Genomic DNA, 15,551 nt, shown 5'->3' with positions numbered 1-15,551 from the left:
ATGCTCCTTTGCGGATGATCTGTCATTCGTTTGGCTGGCGACGGGTGGCGGGGTGCCTTCTGGGCGACGGGTGGTCATTTCCGGGGCTGCTTTGCAGCCCAATCGCGACGCAAGGCCGCTCCCACAAGCAAATTTGATTTCCTGTGAGAGCGGCCCTGGAATCAATGAGATTCTGAGCGCTGTGCTGGCGCCGGGTTTTCGACCGGTTCCAGCGGTGGATGCTCTTGCGCCGCATGCATCAGGTCTTCGGTCACCCGCAACTCGGCACCGGTTGGCGAGAAGGTGGTCGACGCGGTGAACGGCGCCGGGTGTTCTGCGGCCGGGCGCTTGCCGCGGCGCCACATGAAGAAGCAGACCATGGCCAGGTTGACCACGGCAAAGGCCCAGAACAAACCGGCCTCGCCAAACTCGGTCATCACCGGCGAGATCGCCACCGGCGCCATGGCCGAACCCAGCGAGTTGATCAGCAGCAAGCCTTGAATCATTGGTACCAGCGCATCGGAAGGCGCGCGGTCGGCCGCATGGCTCACTGCCACTGGGTACAGCGTGAATACGCCACCACCGAGCAGGAACAGCATGGCCGGCAGCAGGATCGAGTCCGACGGCAGGAATACCGTGACCAGCGACAACACCACGCACAGTGCAGCCAGGGCAATCAGCACATCCTGGCGGTCCTTGCGGTCAGACCAGCGGCCCACCGGGTATTGCAGCAGCATGGCGCCGAGGATCACCCAGGCCATCATGTTGCCGACCTCGCCGACCGCCAGGCCGATGCGCTGCAGGTACAGCGGCAGCAGGGCATAGATGCCGGCAATCGCCACGCCCGAACCGAAGCAGCCCACCAGGCCAGACGGCGCCACACCGAGCAATTGGCGCGGTTTGAGGGGTTCGACCTGGTCCAGCAGTGGCGATACCCGCGGGAGGATCACGATGGGCAGCACCGACAGCGCAGCCAGCACGCCTGCCAGCATGAAGGGGGCGGTGTCGCCAAGCTGGGTGATTTCGCCAAGGCCTGCCTGGGCAATCACCCCGGCGCCGTAGAAGGCAATCATGTACAGCGCCAGCAGGCGGCCGCGGATTTTCGCGTCGCCGGCCAGCAGCAGCCAGCTTTCGATCACCAGGAACACGCCCACTGCCGCCCAACCGTTGATCAGGCGCAGCACCGACCACCAGGTGACGTCGTAAAACAGCCCTTGCAGCAGGATGGTCGCGGCGATCAGCGAAGCAAAGCTTGTGTAGGCGCGGATATGGCCGATGCGCAAGATCAGCCGGTCGTTGAAGATGGCACCCAGGGTCAGGCCGATGAAGTAGGTCGACGAGACAACACCGATGGTGGTGGCCGATTCACCGGCAGCGCCCAGGCGCAGGGTGGTCAGCGAAGACATGAAGCCGTTGCCCAGGGCAATGATGAACAGCCCGAGCAGGGGCGCCAGCGCCATGGCCAGCAAACGCGGAGACATACGAACCTCTAGTTGGATGAGCGGAATGAGCGCCTTCTCGGACGCGCACACCGGCTCGACCCGACAAGGGGGCGAGTGGCGACACGGATGCGACCTGGGCAAGACTCAACCGCTGGCCCCTTTGGGAATGGGCCGGGCGGGGAGGGTTGAGCCTTTTTCACATGTGCGTTCATGTGTTCAGGCACGGACTCTGTCATTGCTGCGGGTTGCCACCGTTCAAGGCGACGGGCGAAAAGGAAGCGGGATTCTACGGGCTTGGAAGCTTTTGCCCAAGGGGCACAGGTATGCGACGAGACGCCGCAGTCCAAGGGCGACATGAAAGTGTCTTGGGCAGACATCCTGGGGCCGCTGTGCGGCCCAATCGCCGGCAAGCCAGCTCCCACAGGAAGCGTGCTATTTCCAAGGCATGTGCAATACCTGTGGGAGCTGGCTTGCCGGCGATTGGGCTGCAAAGCAGCCCCGGCCCTCTCACGGACTGCTGCATAATGCTGAACCCACACCAAGGAAGGCCCATCATGTTCGCGTCGTTGTTCGCAGTCCTGGCCCCGGTTTTCATCGTTGCCGGCATCGGCTTTGCCTGGGCCCGCAAGGGCCTGGACTACCCCACCGACTTCATCGCCCGGGTAGTGATGACCGTCGGTACCCCGTCGCTGGTGCTGTCCACCCTCAGCCGCACCGAGCTGAACCCGGATGCCTTCACCAGCATGGCCGTGGCCTGCCTGCTGTGCACCCTGGGCATGGCCCTGGCCGCGTTGCTGGTGTGTCGCGCTTCGGGCATGCATTGGCGAGTACTGCTGCCGGCGTTCATGTTCCCTAACACGGGCAACATGGGCCTGCCGATAAGCCTGTACGCCTTTGGTGAGCACGGCCTGGCCCTGGCCGTGGCGTTTTTCCTGACCCTGTCGATCGTGCAATTCACCATCGGCATGGCCATTTCCGGCACGGCGGCTTCGCTCAAGGCGCTGCTGCGCAACCCTATCGTCATCAGCCTGGCCGGTGCCATGCCCATCATCTTTCTCGATTTCGAGCTACCACGCTGGCTGGCAAACACCGCAGATTTGCTGGGCGGCATGACTATCCCGCTGATGCTGCTGACCCTGGGGGTGTCACTGGCCAGCATTCGCCTGCGTCACGTGGGCAGTGGCCTGTTGCTGGGCGGCTTGCGCATTGGCCTTGGGGCTGCGATGGGCTGGGCAGTAGGGGCGGCGCTAGGTATGGACAACCTTGAGCGCGCGGTCCTGGTGGTGCAGTCGGCGATGCCGGTGGCGGTGTTCAACTACCTGATGGCGGTGCGGGCCAACCGTGAACCAGAGCAGGTGGCGAACTTGGTGATGTGTTCCACGGTGCTGTCGTTTGCCTGGTTGCCGGTGGTGCTGGCCTGGTGGATGTAGGCCGGCAGCAACCACATCAATCCTGGCTATGGGTGTTGATACTGACCACCACTGACATCCCCGGCCGCAAGTGCCTGGCAGCCGGCTGGTCGGCATCCACGGTAATGCGCACCGGAATCCGCTGGGCAATCTTGACGAAGTTGCCGGTGGCGTTGTCCGCCTGCAGCAAGGCGAACTCCGAGCCGGTCGCTGGCGAAATCTGTTGTACATGCCCGTGTAGCTTCAGGTGGTTGAGCGCATCCACGGTGAAGCTCACCGGTTGGCCGATGCGTACATTGGCCATCTGGGTTTCCTTCATGTTGGCAATCACCCACACGGTGTCGGGCACCAGCGCCATCAATTGCGCGCCGGAATTCACATAAGCCCCCAGGCGTGTACCGATCTGCCCCAGCTGGCCGTCGCGCGGGGCGGTGACCCGGGTGTTGTCGAGGTCGATGCGCGCCAGCTCCACAGCCGCCTTGGCATTTTCCACCGAGGCCTGCAGCGCGGCCCGGTTGACCACCACCGTTTCCCGGTCCTGGCGAGCGATTTCCAGCGCCGCCCTGGCTTGGGCCAGGCTGGCGACGGCAGCGGCTTCACTGGCACGGGCCAGGTCCAGTTCACGGCGTGATACAGAGCCGTCATTGACCAGCGCCTGGTTGCGGCCAAGGTCGGCTTTGGCCTTGGCTGCCTGGGCCAAAGCATCGCCAATGGCTGCCTGACGCTGGGCAATGGTGGCTTCGGCGCTTTTACGCTGCTGGAGGTTGTTGGCCAGGGCCGCCTGCTGTTGCTGCAGTTGGGCGATGGCCTGGGCCAGGCGCTGCTTGTAGATGCGGTCGTCCAGTTGCACCAGCAGGTCGCCGGCCTTGACGAACTGGAAGTCGTGCACCGGCACGTCGACGATGTAGCCACTGAGTTGCGGGCCGATGATGGTCACCTGGCCGCGTACCAGGGCATTTTCGGTACTTTCGATGGCGCTGCCGAACGGCGGCAGGCGCCAGGCATACAGCACCAGCAGGATGCCGGCCAGGGCCACGCAGGCGAAGCTGATTGTTGACAGGATGCGCACCCGCCGCGAGCGCCCCGGGCTGGTCGGCTCGCTGGGCGGTGTGGTGCCTTCCGGGGTTTCGGCGATGGCGGTGGTGGTCGTGGTGCGGGTGTCGTCGGTCATCGGGTGGGCGCGCCGGGGGTGGAGTCGGTGGAGGTGGTCTGGCGCCGTGCGTACCAGAGCCAGGTGCTACGGATAGAGATCCAGACCATGGTCAGGATAGCGATGCTGCCGATCAGCACGAACACATCGTTGTAGGCCATGACGTTCGCCTCGCGGGTGGCAGCAGTGGCCAGCACACGCATGCCTGCTTCGTTGCGCAGCGCCGGGTCGGCGATGAGGCCACCGTAACCGGCGCCGCCGCTTTGGACTCGGGCAGTCACCAACGGTTCGAGGTAGCTGAGGCGGTCCATCAGGTGGCTGGAGTGGAACTTTTCGCGCCAGGTCTGGAAGGTGCCCAGCAGGGCCGCACCGATCAGGCCGCCGAGGTTGTTGCAGATGCCGAACAGTACCGAAAAACTCACCAGGTTGCGCGGGTTGGCGCGCACATGGCTGATGCCCAGGGCCATCGAAGGGCCGAGAAAAAAGGTGCTGCCGAACGCCAGCAGGAACTGGCTGAAGTACATTTGTGCCGGGCGTGTGAGGTTGCTCGAGCTGCTGTCCATGAACGCGCCTGTGGCCATGGCCAGTAGCGAGACGAACAGCGGGATTACCAAGTGGTTGGGGTTGATGGTGAGGGCACTGCTGGCCAGGCCAGCCACCGCCCCCAGCAGCATGATCCAGTACAGCATGCGCATCTGCTCGCTGCCCATGTTGAGCACCTGCAGGAAACCGACCGCGCCGGTGGACTGTTCGGAAGTGACCATGCGGATCAGCACCACACACAGTGCCAGGCGAATGATCGCACCGCTGCCCAGCCAGTGGGTCATCAGCAACGGGTTGCGCCGGTTGTGCTCGATGGCCAGGCCAGCGAAGATCAGGGCGATCGATGCCGCCAGTGCCACGCCGATCCACGGCGCCTCCAGCCACCATTCGATGCGCCCCAGCGACAGCGCGGCGCAGAGCAGGGCGGTGCCGCTGGCCATCAGGGTGAAGGTCAGAAAATCCAGTGGCTCGAACGTCTTGAAGCGGTCACCTGGCGGCAGCTTGAGCATCAGGACGCACCCCAGCGCTGCCAGTGCCAGCCCCAGCTCGAACAGGTACAGGCCACGCCATTCGGCGATCTGCAGCAGGTCTTCGGAAAAGATCCGCGCCAGCGGCAGCGCCAGTTGCGAGGCGCCCAGGCCCAGCACCATCGCCTTTAGCCGCCATTGCGCGGGGAACGCCTGGATCATGTAGTACAGCCCCAGCGAGCTGAGCGCTGCGCCAACCATGCCGTGGGCCGCACGCACGGCGATGGCCGAGTTGAGATCATTGACCAGCAGGTGGGCGAAGGTGACCAGGGCATACAGCACCAGGAACACTTCGGTGAACGCGCGCAGGCCGAACTGCTGGCGGAACTTCACCAGCAGCAGGTTGATGGACACGTTGGTCATGACGTAGGCGGCCGGTAGCCAGGCCATTTCTGCGGTCGTCGCGCCCAGGGCGCCCTGCAGGAATACCAGGTTGGCGGTGACCAGCGCGTTGCCCAGGCCACCGGTGATTGCCACCAGCAGGCCGACCACCCCGTAGGCCAGGCGTTTGGCTGGCGAATGCACAGGCGTGGAGGGTGAGCCCGGCAGGGAGGGTTTTTCGTGGGGGAGCCACTGGCGGGGGGCGTATTTGTCCATGGGGGAGACTGTACTTGAGCGGCAACTGCAAAGAAAACAGTTACAGCCTGTTCCGGCCTCTTCGCGGGTAAACCCGCTCCCACAGGTTTGACACTGGCCTTGAGGCTGGCGATGTACCTGTGGGAGATTCTATGGTTTTCAGCAAGCCGGTTTCCCACCTTTGGAGACATATTCGTCCTGATTCTTCATCAGGGCGAATGCCACTCGCGCAAGCTTTCTGGCCAGGATTACCAACGCCTGGGTTGTTGCTTTACCCGCATTGCGATGTTGTTCGTATATCCCTTTCCAAGTGGCCGTCCGGCTGGCTGACATCGCCGCGTTATGCAACAGACGACGGATTTCTGAGCAGCCTCGCTTGGTCAGGCGGCGACGTCCATTCTTCTGCCCAGAATCAATCACTCGTAGATCCATTCCCAGGAATGCAATGTACGAATCACTGCTCTTGAACTCGCCCCGCATAAAGGCCATTACCAAGGCAGTGGCGGTGAGAAACCCAATGCCCTCTACCGCTTGGCAGCGAGCAACTTGCTCGTGCAGCCCAGCTTCGCGCAGCACCTCTTTAATTTTCTTTTGGATCAACAAATCCAGCCGGTCTATCGATTTTACAAAGGTTGTGAAGGCGGCTTTCAACAGGGCTTCATTAGCCCAGCTTTGAGTCATCGCCGTGCGGGCAGTCACCAAGGCCGCTCGGCGTCGCAGAAGGCTCTGAAGCTTGCCGTAGACGGCGGGAGGGGGAGTCCAAGGGCGGAGGTCTTCCCCCTCGTTTCTCAAAAATCGGGACAGCAACCGAGCATCAGTGGGGTCCGTTTTTACCCGTACACCCACGCTTTTGCGGTAGTTGCTCAGTTGGAATCCATCAATGACATAGACCTCGAAACCCAGGCTATGGGCCAGCTCAACCAAGTCCAGGTGGTAAACATTGGTCGCCTCAACAGCAATTGCCGTGTTGAGAGGCTGTTGCTTCAGCCATTTCTTGATTTCCGGTTTGGTATTTTTCACCTTGATGATCTCATCGCGATCATCGTGATGAATCACTAACTCTGCTTTCGCGACATCCGCACCCACGATCAATTTGCCAGCCTGCATTGCCACGGGAGCCTCCTCACGTTATGGTTTTTTGGCTTGAAGGGGTTTCACCAAGAGGCGCTGGCTTGCTTCTATCGTCGTTTGCAAACGATGCATTCTTTATCGGCGCTTTGGTGGAAGGGGTGGGGCGATGTCTCCCACGGTCTGTACTGCTGTGAACAGTCAGAATCGGGCATTTAGTCCCACCACCCCTTCAAGTCTAACCATACAAGCGGGTTTAACCGCGAAGAGGCCGGAGCAGGCTAAAACAGGCCCCAGCCTCCAGGCTCAGAAATCCACGCTGGCCGACAGGCGCAGCACCCGTGGCGTACCTTGGGTCAGGTAGTTGTTCGAGGTCGACGCGGATGCCCAGTACGCCTTGTTCGCCACGTTCTCCACATTGGCCCGCAACGTCACCTGCTTGTCATCGACCTTGAAGCGGTAGCGCCCGCCCAGGTCCACCCGGGTCCAGGCCGGGATGCTCAAGCTGTTGGCCGCATTCACATACTGCCCGCCGGTACGCAATACCCGGGCGCTGAGTGCGGCGCCCTGAATGCCGGGCACGTCCCAGTCAGCCCCCAGGTTGTACTGGAAGCGCGGCACGCCGGCAGCGCGGTTGCCGTCGTTGCTGCCATTGGCGGTGTTTTTCTGCTCGGTGTGCATGAACACTGCACCGGTCAACAGGCGCAGGCCGTCCACTGGCTCACCGAACAGGTTCAGCTCCACACCCTTGTTGACCTGCTCACCGTCCATGCTGAACGTATCCAGCGCTGCCCCGGGAACGCGGTAGGTGACGCTGTTGGGCTGCTCGATACGGTACACGCCCAAGGTGGCACCAAAGCTGTTCCAGTCCAGCTTCACCCCGGCCTCCACCTGCTTGCTACGCTTGGGCGGGAATACTTCATTGGCATTGCTGACACTCGACGGTGCCGTCGGGCCCTGGGCCAGGCCCTCGATGCGGTTGGCATAGAACGACACATGCTCCCAAGGCTTGATCACCAGGCCATACACCGGGGTGGTGATCGACTCATCGTAAGGCGTGTTGCGCACACCTGTGGCCGTCGCCCAGCTGTCGACGCTGATCGATTGCCGGCGCACGCCCACGGTCAACAGCACGCGGTCATCAAGAAAACCCAGGGTGTCGGACAACGCAACGCTCTTGTTGCGGTTCTTGCCGACGATGCGCGGGTCGTGCAGGTCGCTGCCGAAGTAGGTGTCGGTCGGGCGCGGCACCTTCACCGGGTTGTACAGGTTGCTGTCATAGCGCTTGCTGGCGGCCAGCGCCTCGTAGGCAGAGCGCTGTTCACCCCACATGCCCGACAGGCCAAAATTGACCCGGTGGCTGACCGGGCCGGTTGCAAAGCGCCCGTTGAGCCCTGCGACAGCACTCTTGTTGTCCTCGTCGTGGGGCGAATACAGGAAACCGCCGCGCGCCGTTCCGTTCTCGTCGCTGACATACAGCGACGAGTATTCGCCGTTCTCGCGGGTGTGCTTGGCCCCGGCACCGGCGTACAGCATCCAGTTGTCGTTCAGGTCGTACTCGGCGTTGAGCATGCCGTAGGTGTCTTCCAGCTGCGACCAGCTCCAGGGCTGCGAGTAGTTGTCACGTGCAGATGGCGCGTGGGGCACCTTGCTGCCGGTGGGGTAGATCACTGCGCGGCCCTGGTTGATGCGCTCTTTCTGGTAACCCAGGTCGGTGGACAGGCGCAGCCGTTCGCCACGGTAATCAAGGGCCACGGCCACCAGTGTAGAGTGCTGGGCCTCGTCGTCGACGCCGGTGCCGCCGTCATGCTGGGCCAGGTTGATGCGCGCGCCGAAACGGTTGTCTTCCCCAAAACGCCTGCCCAGGTCGAGGTGGCCGCCAACGTTGTCGCCAGTGGCGTAGTCGAGGGTGATATGCCGAGTAGGGGTATCTTCGGCGCGCTTGGGCACCAGGTTGATGGCACCACCAATGCCACTGCCCTGTGGCGCGACCCCATTGAGGAAGGCGCTCGACCCCTTGAATACCTCCACCCGTTCCAGCGCCTCGGTGGTCACTATCTGGCGCGGCAGCACCCCGTACAGGCCGTTGTAGCTGATGTCGTCGGTATTCAGCGGCAAACCGCGGATGGTGAACACCTGCGAGAAGTTGCCAAAGCCTGCCGACTGGCGGACCGACGCGTCATTGAGCAACACGTCACCCAAGGTGCGGGCCTGCTGGTCGGCGATGGTTTTGGCGGTATAGCTGGTAACGCTGAACGGCACGTCGCTGATTGCCTGGTCGCCGAGCACGCCCAGACGGGCGCTACGGGCCATCTGGCCCCCTTGCCAGGTGTCGCTGCTGGCGGCCAGGTCGCTGTTGATGGTGGTCGCGCCCAGTTCCAAAGCACTGCCCAGGTCTACCGTCGGTGCCAGGGTGTAGCCGCCACTGTCGGTGGTTATCAGGCTGTAGCCACTGCCGGCCAGCAGGCGGGCGAAGCCTTCCGGCACGCTGTAGTTGCCGTCCAGCCCTTGGCTTTGCGCGCCCTTGAGCAGCGCCGGGTCGAACGACAGCGGTACCCCGGCGCTGGCGGCAAAGCGCGCCAGCACGTCGGCCAATGGCCCGGCAGCCAGGTGGTAGGTACGCGAGGTAGCGTCGGCGGCCATTGCTGTGGGGGCCAGGGCGGCCATGGCGATGGCAAGGCTCAGGGCCTTCAAAGGCAAGCGGTACGTCTGGTGGGGCGTCATGCGAGGGTCCTGTGGGTGCAGAAAATGAAGGTTCTGCACTCATCACCGGACGACGCAGGAAAAGGTATCACCGAAATATTCAAGGCCCCTGTAGGAGCGGCCTTGCGTCGCGATGGAGCGCGTAGCGGTCCCAGGTTCTCTGCCTTCTTGCAAGATTGTCGGGGCCGCTTTGCGGCCCATCGCGGCGCAAGGCCGCTCCTACAGGGCCCGCGTCAGGCGAGAGGTTCTACGGTTACCCAGTAGCGGGTCAGGCCCTGGATTGTCACCGGCAGGGTGTCGCTCAGCAGCCGCAGGCTGGCATCGGTATCGGCCAGCGGGAAGGCGCCGGACACCTTCAGCTCGCGCACTGCCGGGTGGCAGCGCAGCACGCCGGGGCGATAGCGGGCCAACGCTTGCAGCAGATCGGCCAGGCGCATGTCACGGGCCAGCAGCATGCCGTGCTCCCAGGCCAGGTCGCCGGTTTCCAGCGCAGCGGCGGGCAGTACCCGGTCGGCATCGAAAGCGCTGCGCTCGCCGGCCCGGAGCAGCAGGCCGCTGGTGGCGTGCACCGGGCGGGCCTCGACCGCGCCTTCGAGCACGGCTACCCGGGTCAACGGGCCATCGAGGTGCACGCTGAAACGGGTGCCCAGTGCAGTCGCCTGGCCATGCAGGGTACGCACCAGCAGTGGCCGAGCCGGGGTGGCAGGGTCCTTGGCGCTGGTAAGCAGGATTTCGCCCGCCAGCAAGTCGATGCGGCGCTGTCGGGCGTCGAAGGTGATATCGATGGCTGTGTCGGTGTTCAGCAGCACCTGGCTGCCGTCGGCAAGTGTCAACGCGCGTTGCTCGCCGACCGCTGTGCGCGCATCGGCGGTCCATTGCTGCCAGGGTGTTTCTCGCCAGGCCAGCCAGGCCGCCGGTGCTGCCAGCAACCACAGCCCCAGGCGATGCAGGGCCTGGCGGCGGCTGACTGCACCGTTACGGCTGAGCCGGCGCAGGGTTTCACCGGTAACGGGTGTGGGCAGGCGGCGGAAATCACCCAGTATGGCCTCTGCACGCTGCCAGGCCTGGGCGTGCTGGGCGCTGCGCTGGCACCAGGCCTGCACGGCGCGCTGATCGTCTTCGGTGGCCGTGCCCGATTGCAGCTGCACCAGCCAGTCAGCGGCTTCGCCAAGGATAAGCGGGTCGATACGCTGCACCATCACTCGATGCTCAGGCAGGCAAGGAAAGCCGTGCGCATGTCGCGCTTGATCGTGATCAGTGAAACCTGCAACTGCTCGGCGATTTGCGCATAGGTCAGCCCGTCCAGCTGCGACAGCAGGAACACTTGGCGGACCCGGGCCGGCATGTCGCGCAGCATGGCGTCGATGCGGTACAGGGTTTCCAGGATCAGCCAGCGCGTTTCCGGGGAGGGCACCTCGGGTTGCGGCAAATGGGCGATGGCCTCCAGATAGGCCCGCTCGACATCCTGACGGCGCCAGCGGTCGACCACCAGGCCCTTGGCGATGTGGGTCAGCAAGGCCCGGGGTTCGTTGCCAAAGCAGTGATTGCCCTGGCGGCTGAGCAGGCGCACGAATGTGTCGTGCGCCAGGTCGGCTGCATCGCAGGCGTTGCCCAGTTTGCGCCCCAGCCAGCCCTGCAGCCAGCCATGGTGCTCGGTGTACAGTGTCTGGACCTGCAGGTTGAGGGTAGGGTCGGCGGGCGGCATGGCGTGCGCAAGGTTCCGGCAAAAGGGGTGCAATTAAGAATTGATCGCATTCTAAGCGCCGTTCGTGGAACCTGGCAATGCGCAGGCGCTACAAGGCCTTGGCCAAAAACGCCGCTGTGCGGCTGTCGGCACACCCGGCCACCTCCTGCGGCGTGCCACTGACCACTACCTTGCCCCCGGCATCCCCGGCCCCTGGCCCGATATCGATCACCCAGTCGCTTTGCGCCACCACGCGCATGTCATGTTCGACCACCACCACGCTGTGGCCGCCCTCGACCAGGCGGTTCAACTGCACCAGCAGCCGGTCGGTGTCTTGCGGGTGCAAGCCGTTGGTGGGCTCATCCAGCACGTACAGGGTTGCCCCACGGGCCGTGCGCTGCAGTTCGGTAGCCAGCTTGATGCGCTGCGCTTCGCCACCGGACAGTTCGGTGGCCGGTTGGCCCAGGCGCAGGTAACCCAGGCCGATATCCTGCAGCACTTGCAGGCACCGGCGCGCCGGTGGCTGTTCGGCAAATACCTGCAGGGCCTGGTCGACGGTCAGTTGCAGCACTTGCGCGATGTTCATGCCTTGCCAGCTCACCGCCAGGGTTTCGGGGTTGTAGCGGGCGCCATGGCACGTTGGGCAAGGTGCGTAGACACTGGGCATGAACAGCAGCTCGACGCTGACAAACCCTTCACCTTCACAGTTGGCGCAACGGCCCTTCGCGACGTTGAAGGAAAAGCGCCCGGCGTCAAAGCCCTGGGCCTTGGCCTGTTCGGTGGCGGCGAACAGCTTGCGTACATGGTCGAACAGGCCGGTGTAGGTGGCCAGGTTGGAGCGCGGCGTGCGGCCAATCGGCTTCTGGTCGACCTGCACCAGGCGCTTGATGCTGCCAAGGCCCGCACTCACATGGCCGCTGCTGGCCTGTTCAGGTTCGTCTTCCAGGTTTTGTTCTTCAGGTTCGCTACGTTGCTCGGCATGGCCCAGGTGCGCGCCCACCAGGTCCAGCAGGGCCTGGCTGACCAGGCTGGACTTGCCCGAGCCGGAAATACCGGTAACGGCGGTAAAGCAGCCAAGCGGGAAGGCGGCGCTGACGTTGTGCAGGTTGTTGCGGGTGATGCCTTCAAGCTTCAGCCAGTCGCGGGCCTGCCGGGGTTCACGCGTGGTCCGGGCCGGGGCACTGAACAGGTAGGCGCGAGTGCGCGACGGCTCGACCTCGGCCAGGCCTGCGGGCGGGCCGCTGTAGAGAATGGTGCCGCCATGCTCGCCGGCATCTGGCCCTACATCCACCAGCCAGTCGGCGCGGCGCATGGTGTCCAGGTCGTGCTCCACCACATACACCGAGTTGCCAGCATGCTTCAGGCGTTGCAGGGCTTCGAACAGCGCTTCGCTGTCGGCAGGGTGCAGGCCGGCCGACGGCTCGTCGAGCACGTAGATCACGCCGAACAGCTGCGAATTCAGCTGGGTGGCCAGGCGCAGGCGTTGCAGCTCACCGTATGACAAGGTCGGGGTGCTGCGCTCCAGGGCCAGGTAACCGAGGCCAAGGTCGAGCAGGGTATCGATGCGTTCGAGCAATTCGTTGGCGATGCGTTGGGCAGCCAGGCGCTTTTCTACCGTCAGCGCATCCTGTTTTTGGGTCAGGTAGTCCGCTGCCGCCACCTTGCGCAACACCTCGGCCAGCGCCTGCAGCGACAGGTGCGACAGCTCGGCGATGTCCAGGCCGGCGAAAGTCACGCCCAGTGCCTCGCGCTTCAGGCGCTTGCCCTGGCACAGCGGGCAGGGGCTGGGGCGCATGTACTGGGCCACGCGCTTGCGCATCTGCGCGCTCTGCGAGTGCATGAAGGTGTGCAGCACGTATCGCCGGGCGCCCATGAACGTACCCTGGTAGCTGGGCTCCTGTTTGCGCTTTAGCGCTTCGCGGGTCTGTGCCGGGGTCAGACCGGCATAAACAGGTGCGGTGGGCGTCTCCTTGGTGAACAGGATCCAGTCGCGCTGCGCTTGCGGCAGGTCGCGCCAGGGAATGTCGACGTCATAGCCCAGCGTTACCAGGATGTCGCGCTGGTTCTGCCCCTGCCAGGCCATCGGCCACGCCGCCACCGCGCGCTCGCGGATGGTCAGCGACGGGTCGGGGACCATGGTTGCTTCGGTCACCTCGTAGACCCGGCCCAGGCCGTGGCACTCCGGGCAGGCGCCCTGGGGCGTGTTCGGTGAAAAGTCTTCGGCGTACAGCATCGCCTGCCCGGCCGGGTAGTGGCCGGCCCGCGAGTAGAGCATGCGGATTGAGCTGGACAGGGTGGTCACGCTACCCACCGAGGAACGTGCGCTTGGCGTACCGCGTTGCTGCTGCAGCGCAACCGCCGGCGGCAGGCCGTCAATGGCATCCACGTCTGGCACGCCAACCTGGTCGATCAGGCGCCGGGCGTAGGGTGCCACCGATTCGAAATAGCGACGCTGGGCTTCGGCATACAGCGTGGAAAAAGCCAGTGAAGACTTGCCCGAGCCGGACACGCCGGTGAATACCACCAAAGCATCGCGGGGCACATCCACATCGATGTTCTTCAGGTTGTGCTCGCGGGCGCCACGGACTCGAACAAAACCCGTTGGCGAGGTAGGGCGCTGACGCATGCGGCGATCCTTGAACGTTGGGGGAGTGGCCGTCAAAGTAACAGCATTTTAGCGGGTGCCCAGCACATCACGGATGTTGTCCACGACATTGTTGTCTTTGATCACATCACTGAGCCAGCCTTCCAGCGGCATGTTGCCCCACTTTATTGCACGTTCTATCAGGTAGGGTACCGGGCTTTGCGGTTCGCTCTGCTTGAAGTACTGGGCAATGCCCGCAAGCATGGTAAACGCCTCGTCGCGGGTCAGCGGCGTGGTGCGCATGGCGGCTGGCGCAGTCGCCGGTGGGCGTGTATCCATTTGTTCACCTGCTGATTGGGCGTTGGCCGCGATGGCCTCTGGCTCCTGCTCCTCGAGGAGGGTGGGGTGCAGCTCGACACCGCGGTCCTTGAGCAATTTCTCCGCCAGCTGGCTGGCACGCGAGAGCATGTCGGCAAGGCTGGCAAAGCTGGGTGCCTCGCGCTCGAACAGGCGGTCTACCGTAGCCTGCAGGCGTTTGCATGCATTGAGACTGGTGGCAATCTCCAAGGCCTTGGCGCGCAGGTGATCGGTGTCGCTAAGTGCTACCGAGCGCTGGAAAATCTCGGCGTTGATCTTGCCTTCGTTCAGCGCTGTCTGCATTGCCTTGGGGTTTTGCAAGGCGAGGTTTTCTACGTGGCGTGATTCGTCATAGCGCAACACGCCAAAATTCTGCCCTTGGGTAATGGGCAAACCACCGGCAATGTCGCTGAGCGTGGTCTTGAGCCAGGACAGCCGCGCTGCGCGCTCATCCAGGCCGTCTTCCAGGGTTGGGTACAGCGTCTCCCAAAACGCGTCCAGAACCCGTTCGGTCAGCTCCAGGCCAAAGGTGATACCTTTGAAGTGCTCGCGCTGAGCCAGCCCTTCACTGAGCCAGGCCGCCAGCATCAAGTCTTTGCTCTGCTCCGCCAGCCCTTGCGCCGACAGGTCGATCACCTGCTCCCAGTTGGCAGTCTTCAGGTCGGTTTGCCAGTCGCCCTGTGTCAGGTAGTCAGGGTCGGCCCGGCGTGCCTCCTTGATCTGGTCGAACAAGGCAGAGAAGCTCAAGTCTTCGCCACTGCCACCCTCGATGGGGGCGGCCAGCGTGGCCAGCGAAAGGTCATTGAGGATTTCAGGCATATAACACTCTGGACATGGCTAATGAACAGCGCGCCAGAAGACCTGGCGGCGCTGCTGGTTCAGGCCGCCGAAGCGGCCCATGTTTGTCACCTGCTTAGGCAAACACTTTGTTCGCGGTGCGGTCCCAGCCACCGACGATGTTGCCGCCGGCCTGACCGTCGGTGCGGTTCTGCTGGGTGTAGGTGGTCTTGATACGGGCAAAGTTGAAGCTGATTTCTTCAATTGGCAGGTCGCTGACGGCCTTGTCTTCACCCCCTTGGTTGCCACCGGCAACGAACTTCACCGACGAGACCACGACTTCTTCCATGTCGATGGTCAGGTAGGTGACTTTATCGCCACCTGCACGGTTGACGTTCAGCTTCAGCTTGGCGATGTGCTTGCCGGTGCAGCAGTGCTCGAACAGCTTGGCCGAAGCCTTGTCGACGGCTTTGCGGATCTTGAAGTCGCTCAGGGCAACACGCTCGGACGACGCACCACCCGAGGAGCTGGCGGTTGCCGAGGTAGCCTGGGTGGCGCCGTACTCGTAGCCCAGCACTTCGATCCAGTCCTTGTGTTTGTCATCCAGTACTTCGCCCGGGATGCCGTCGATTTGGATATACGCGTCAAATGCCATTGTGAAACTCTCCATTAACAACATGTAAAGGGTTGCTCATGCACCCCTTGGTTTTGACCTCGCCGGGCACGCCGGCAGAGGTAGCTTGCCGCCCCCC

11 protein-coding genes are annotated in these 15,551 nt (G+C 63.5%); 1 reads left to right on the top strand and 10 read right to left on the bottom strand.

The window, feature by feature from the left end:
- Positions 1-161: 161 nt before the first annotated feature.
- A complete protein-coding gene (locus N805_RS08845) occupies positions 162-1,460 on the bottom strand; it encodes an MFS transporter (RefSeq protein ID WP_028613900.1) in 1,299 nt (432 codons plus the stop codon).
- A gap of 515 nt (positions 1,461-1,975) precedes the next feature.
- Between N805_RS08845 and N805_RS08840 the strand changes: the two genes are divergently transcribed.
- Positions 1,976-2,851: an AEC family transporter gene (locus tag N805_RS08840; RefSeq protein WP_028613901.1), complete on the top strand. Its 876-nt coding sequence runs from the start codon at positions 1,976-1,978 to the stop codon at positions 2,849-2,851.
- A gap of 16 nt (positions 2,852-2,867) precedes the next feature.
- On the opposite strand, the gene N805_RS08835 is transcribed toward N805_RS08840, so the two are convergent.
- The 9 genes from N805_RS08835 to N805_RS08795 form a co-directional block, all read right to left on the bottom strand.
- Entirely contained in the window at positions 2,868-4,001 is a 1,134-nt protein-coding gene (locus tag N805_RS08835; RefSeq protein WP_028613902.1) for an HlyD family secretion protein, read from the bottom strand.
- Complete coding sequence (locus N805_RS08830; protein ID WP_028613903.1) at positions 3,998-5,647, bottom strand: MFS transporter; 1,650 nt, start codon at positions 5,645-5,647, stop codon at positions 3,998-4,000. The genes N805_RS08835 and N805_RS08830 overlap by 4 nt, the downstream gene beginning before the upstream one ends.
- 138 nt (positions 5,648-5,785) lie before the next feature.
- On the bottom strand, positions 5,786-6,739 hold the full coding sequence (locus N805_RS08825; RefSeq protein ID WP_028613411.1) for an IS110 family transposase: 954 nt from the start codon (positions 6,737-6,739) through the stop codon (positions 5,786-5,788).
- Positions 6,740-7,000: 261 nt separating this feature from the next.
- Positions 7,001-9,418: a TonB-dependent receptor gene (locus tag N805_RS08820; protein WP_028613904.1), complete on the bottom strand. Its 2,418-nt coding sequence runs from the start codon at positions 9,416-9,418 to the stop codon at positions 7,001-7,003.
- Between the two features lie 212 nt (positions 9,419-9,630).
- Positions 9,631-10,596 carry a FecR domain-containing protein gene (locus tag N805_RS08815; RefSeq protein ID WP_028613905.1) on the bottom strand — a complete coding sequence of 322 codons (966 nt, stop codon included), beginning with the start codon at positions 10,594-10,596 and terminating at the stop codon, positions 9,631-9,633.
- On the bottom strand, positions 10,596-11,102 hold the full coding sequence (locus N805_RS08810) for a sigma-70 family RNA polymerase sigma factor (protein ID WP_028613906.1): 507 nt from the start codon (positions 11,100-11,102) through the stop codon (positions 10,596-10,598). Before N805_RS08810 ends, N805_RS08815 begins: the two co-directional genes overlap by 1 nt.
- 88 nt (positions 11,103-11,190) lie before the next feature.
- The gene (locus tag N805_RS08805) at positions 11,191-13,707 is read right to left on the bottom strand and encodes an excinuclease ABC subunit UvrA (RefSeq protein ID WP_028613907.1); all 2,517 of its coding nucleotides are present in this window, start codon (positions 13,705-13,707) and stop codon (positions 11,191-11,193) included.
- Positions 13,708-13,755: 48 nt separating this feature from the next.
- The gene (gene tssA, locus N805_RS08800) at positions 13,756-14,841 is read right to left on the bottom strand and encodes a type VI secretion system protein TssA (RefSeq protein ID WP_028613908.1); all 1,086 of its coding nucleotides are present in this window, start codon (positions 14,839-14,841) and stop codon (positions 13,756-13,758) included.
- Positions 14,842-14,935: 94 nt separating this feature from the next.
- The gene (locus N805_RS08795) at positions 14,936-15,454 is read right to left on the bottom strand and encodes an Hcp family type VI secretion system effector (protein ID WP_016499518.1); all 519 of its coding nucleotides are present in this window, start codon (positions 15,452-15,454) and stop codon (positions 14,936-14,938) included.
- Positions 15,455-15,551 lie beyond the last annotated feature (97 nt).

Origin of the sequence: Pseudomonas putida S13.1.2 (assembly GCF_000498395.2) — a bacterium.
Taxonomy (GTDB): domain Bacteria; phylum Pseudomonadota; class Gammaproteobacteria; order Pseudomonadales; family Pseudomonadaceae; genus Aquipseudomonas; species Aquipseudomonas putida_Q.
This window is presented reverse-complemented; position numbering and strand designations above follow the sequence as displayed.

What these genes read in the sequence shown, in the direction of transcription:
- N805_RS08810 (WP_028613906.1), bottom strand. Translation starts at nt 11,102, where the DNA reads ATGCCGCCCGCCGACCCTACCCTCAACCTGCAGGTCCAGACACTGTAC.
- N805_RS08805 (WP_028613907.1), bottom strand. Translation starts at nt 13,707, where the DNA reads ATGCGTCAGCGCCCTACCTCGCCAACGGGTTTTGTTCGAGTCCGTGGC.
- N805_RS08840 (WP_028613901.1), top strand. Translation starts at nt 1,976, where the DNA reads ATGTTCGCGTCGTTGTTCGCAGTCCTGGCCCCGGTTTTCATCGTTGCC.
- N805_RS08795 (WP_016499518.1), bottom strand. Translation starts at nt 15,454, where the DNA reads ATGGCATTTGACGCGTATATCCAAATCGACGGCATCCCGGGCGAAGTA.
- N805_RS08845 (WP_028613900.1), bottom strand. Translation starts at nt 1,460, where the DNA reads ATGTCTCCGCGTTTGCTGGCCATGGCGCTGGCGCCCCTGCTCGGGCTG.
- N805_RS08835 (WP_028613902.1), bottom strand. Translation starts at nt 4,001, where the DNA reads ATGACCGACGACACCCGCACCACGACCACCACCGCCATCGCCGAAACC.
- N805_RS08820 (WP_028613904.1), bottom strand. Translation starts at nt 9,418, where the DNA reads ATGACGCCCCACCAGACGTACCGCTTGCCTTTGAAGGCCCTGAGCCTT.
- N805_RS08815 (WP_028613905.1), bottom strand. Translation starts at nt 10,596, where the DNA reads ATGGTGCAGCGTATCGACCCGCTTATCCTTGGCGAAGCCGCTGACTGG.
- tssA (WP_028613908.1), bottom strand. Translation starts at nt 14,841, where the DNA reads ATGCCTGAAATCCTCAATGACCTTTCGCTGGCCACGCTGGCCGCCCCC.
- N805_RS08830 (WP_028613903.1), bottom strand. Translation starts at nt 5,647, where the DNA reads ATGGACAAATACGCCCCCCGCCAGTGGCTCCCCCACGAAAAACCCTCC.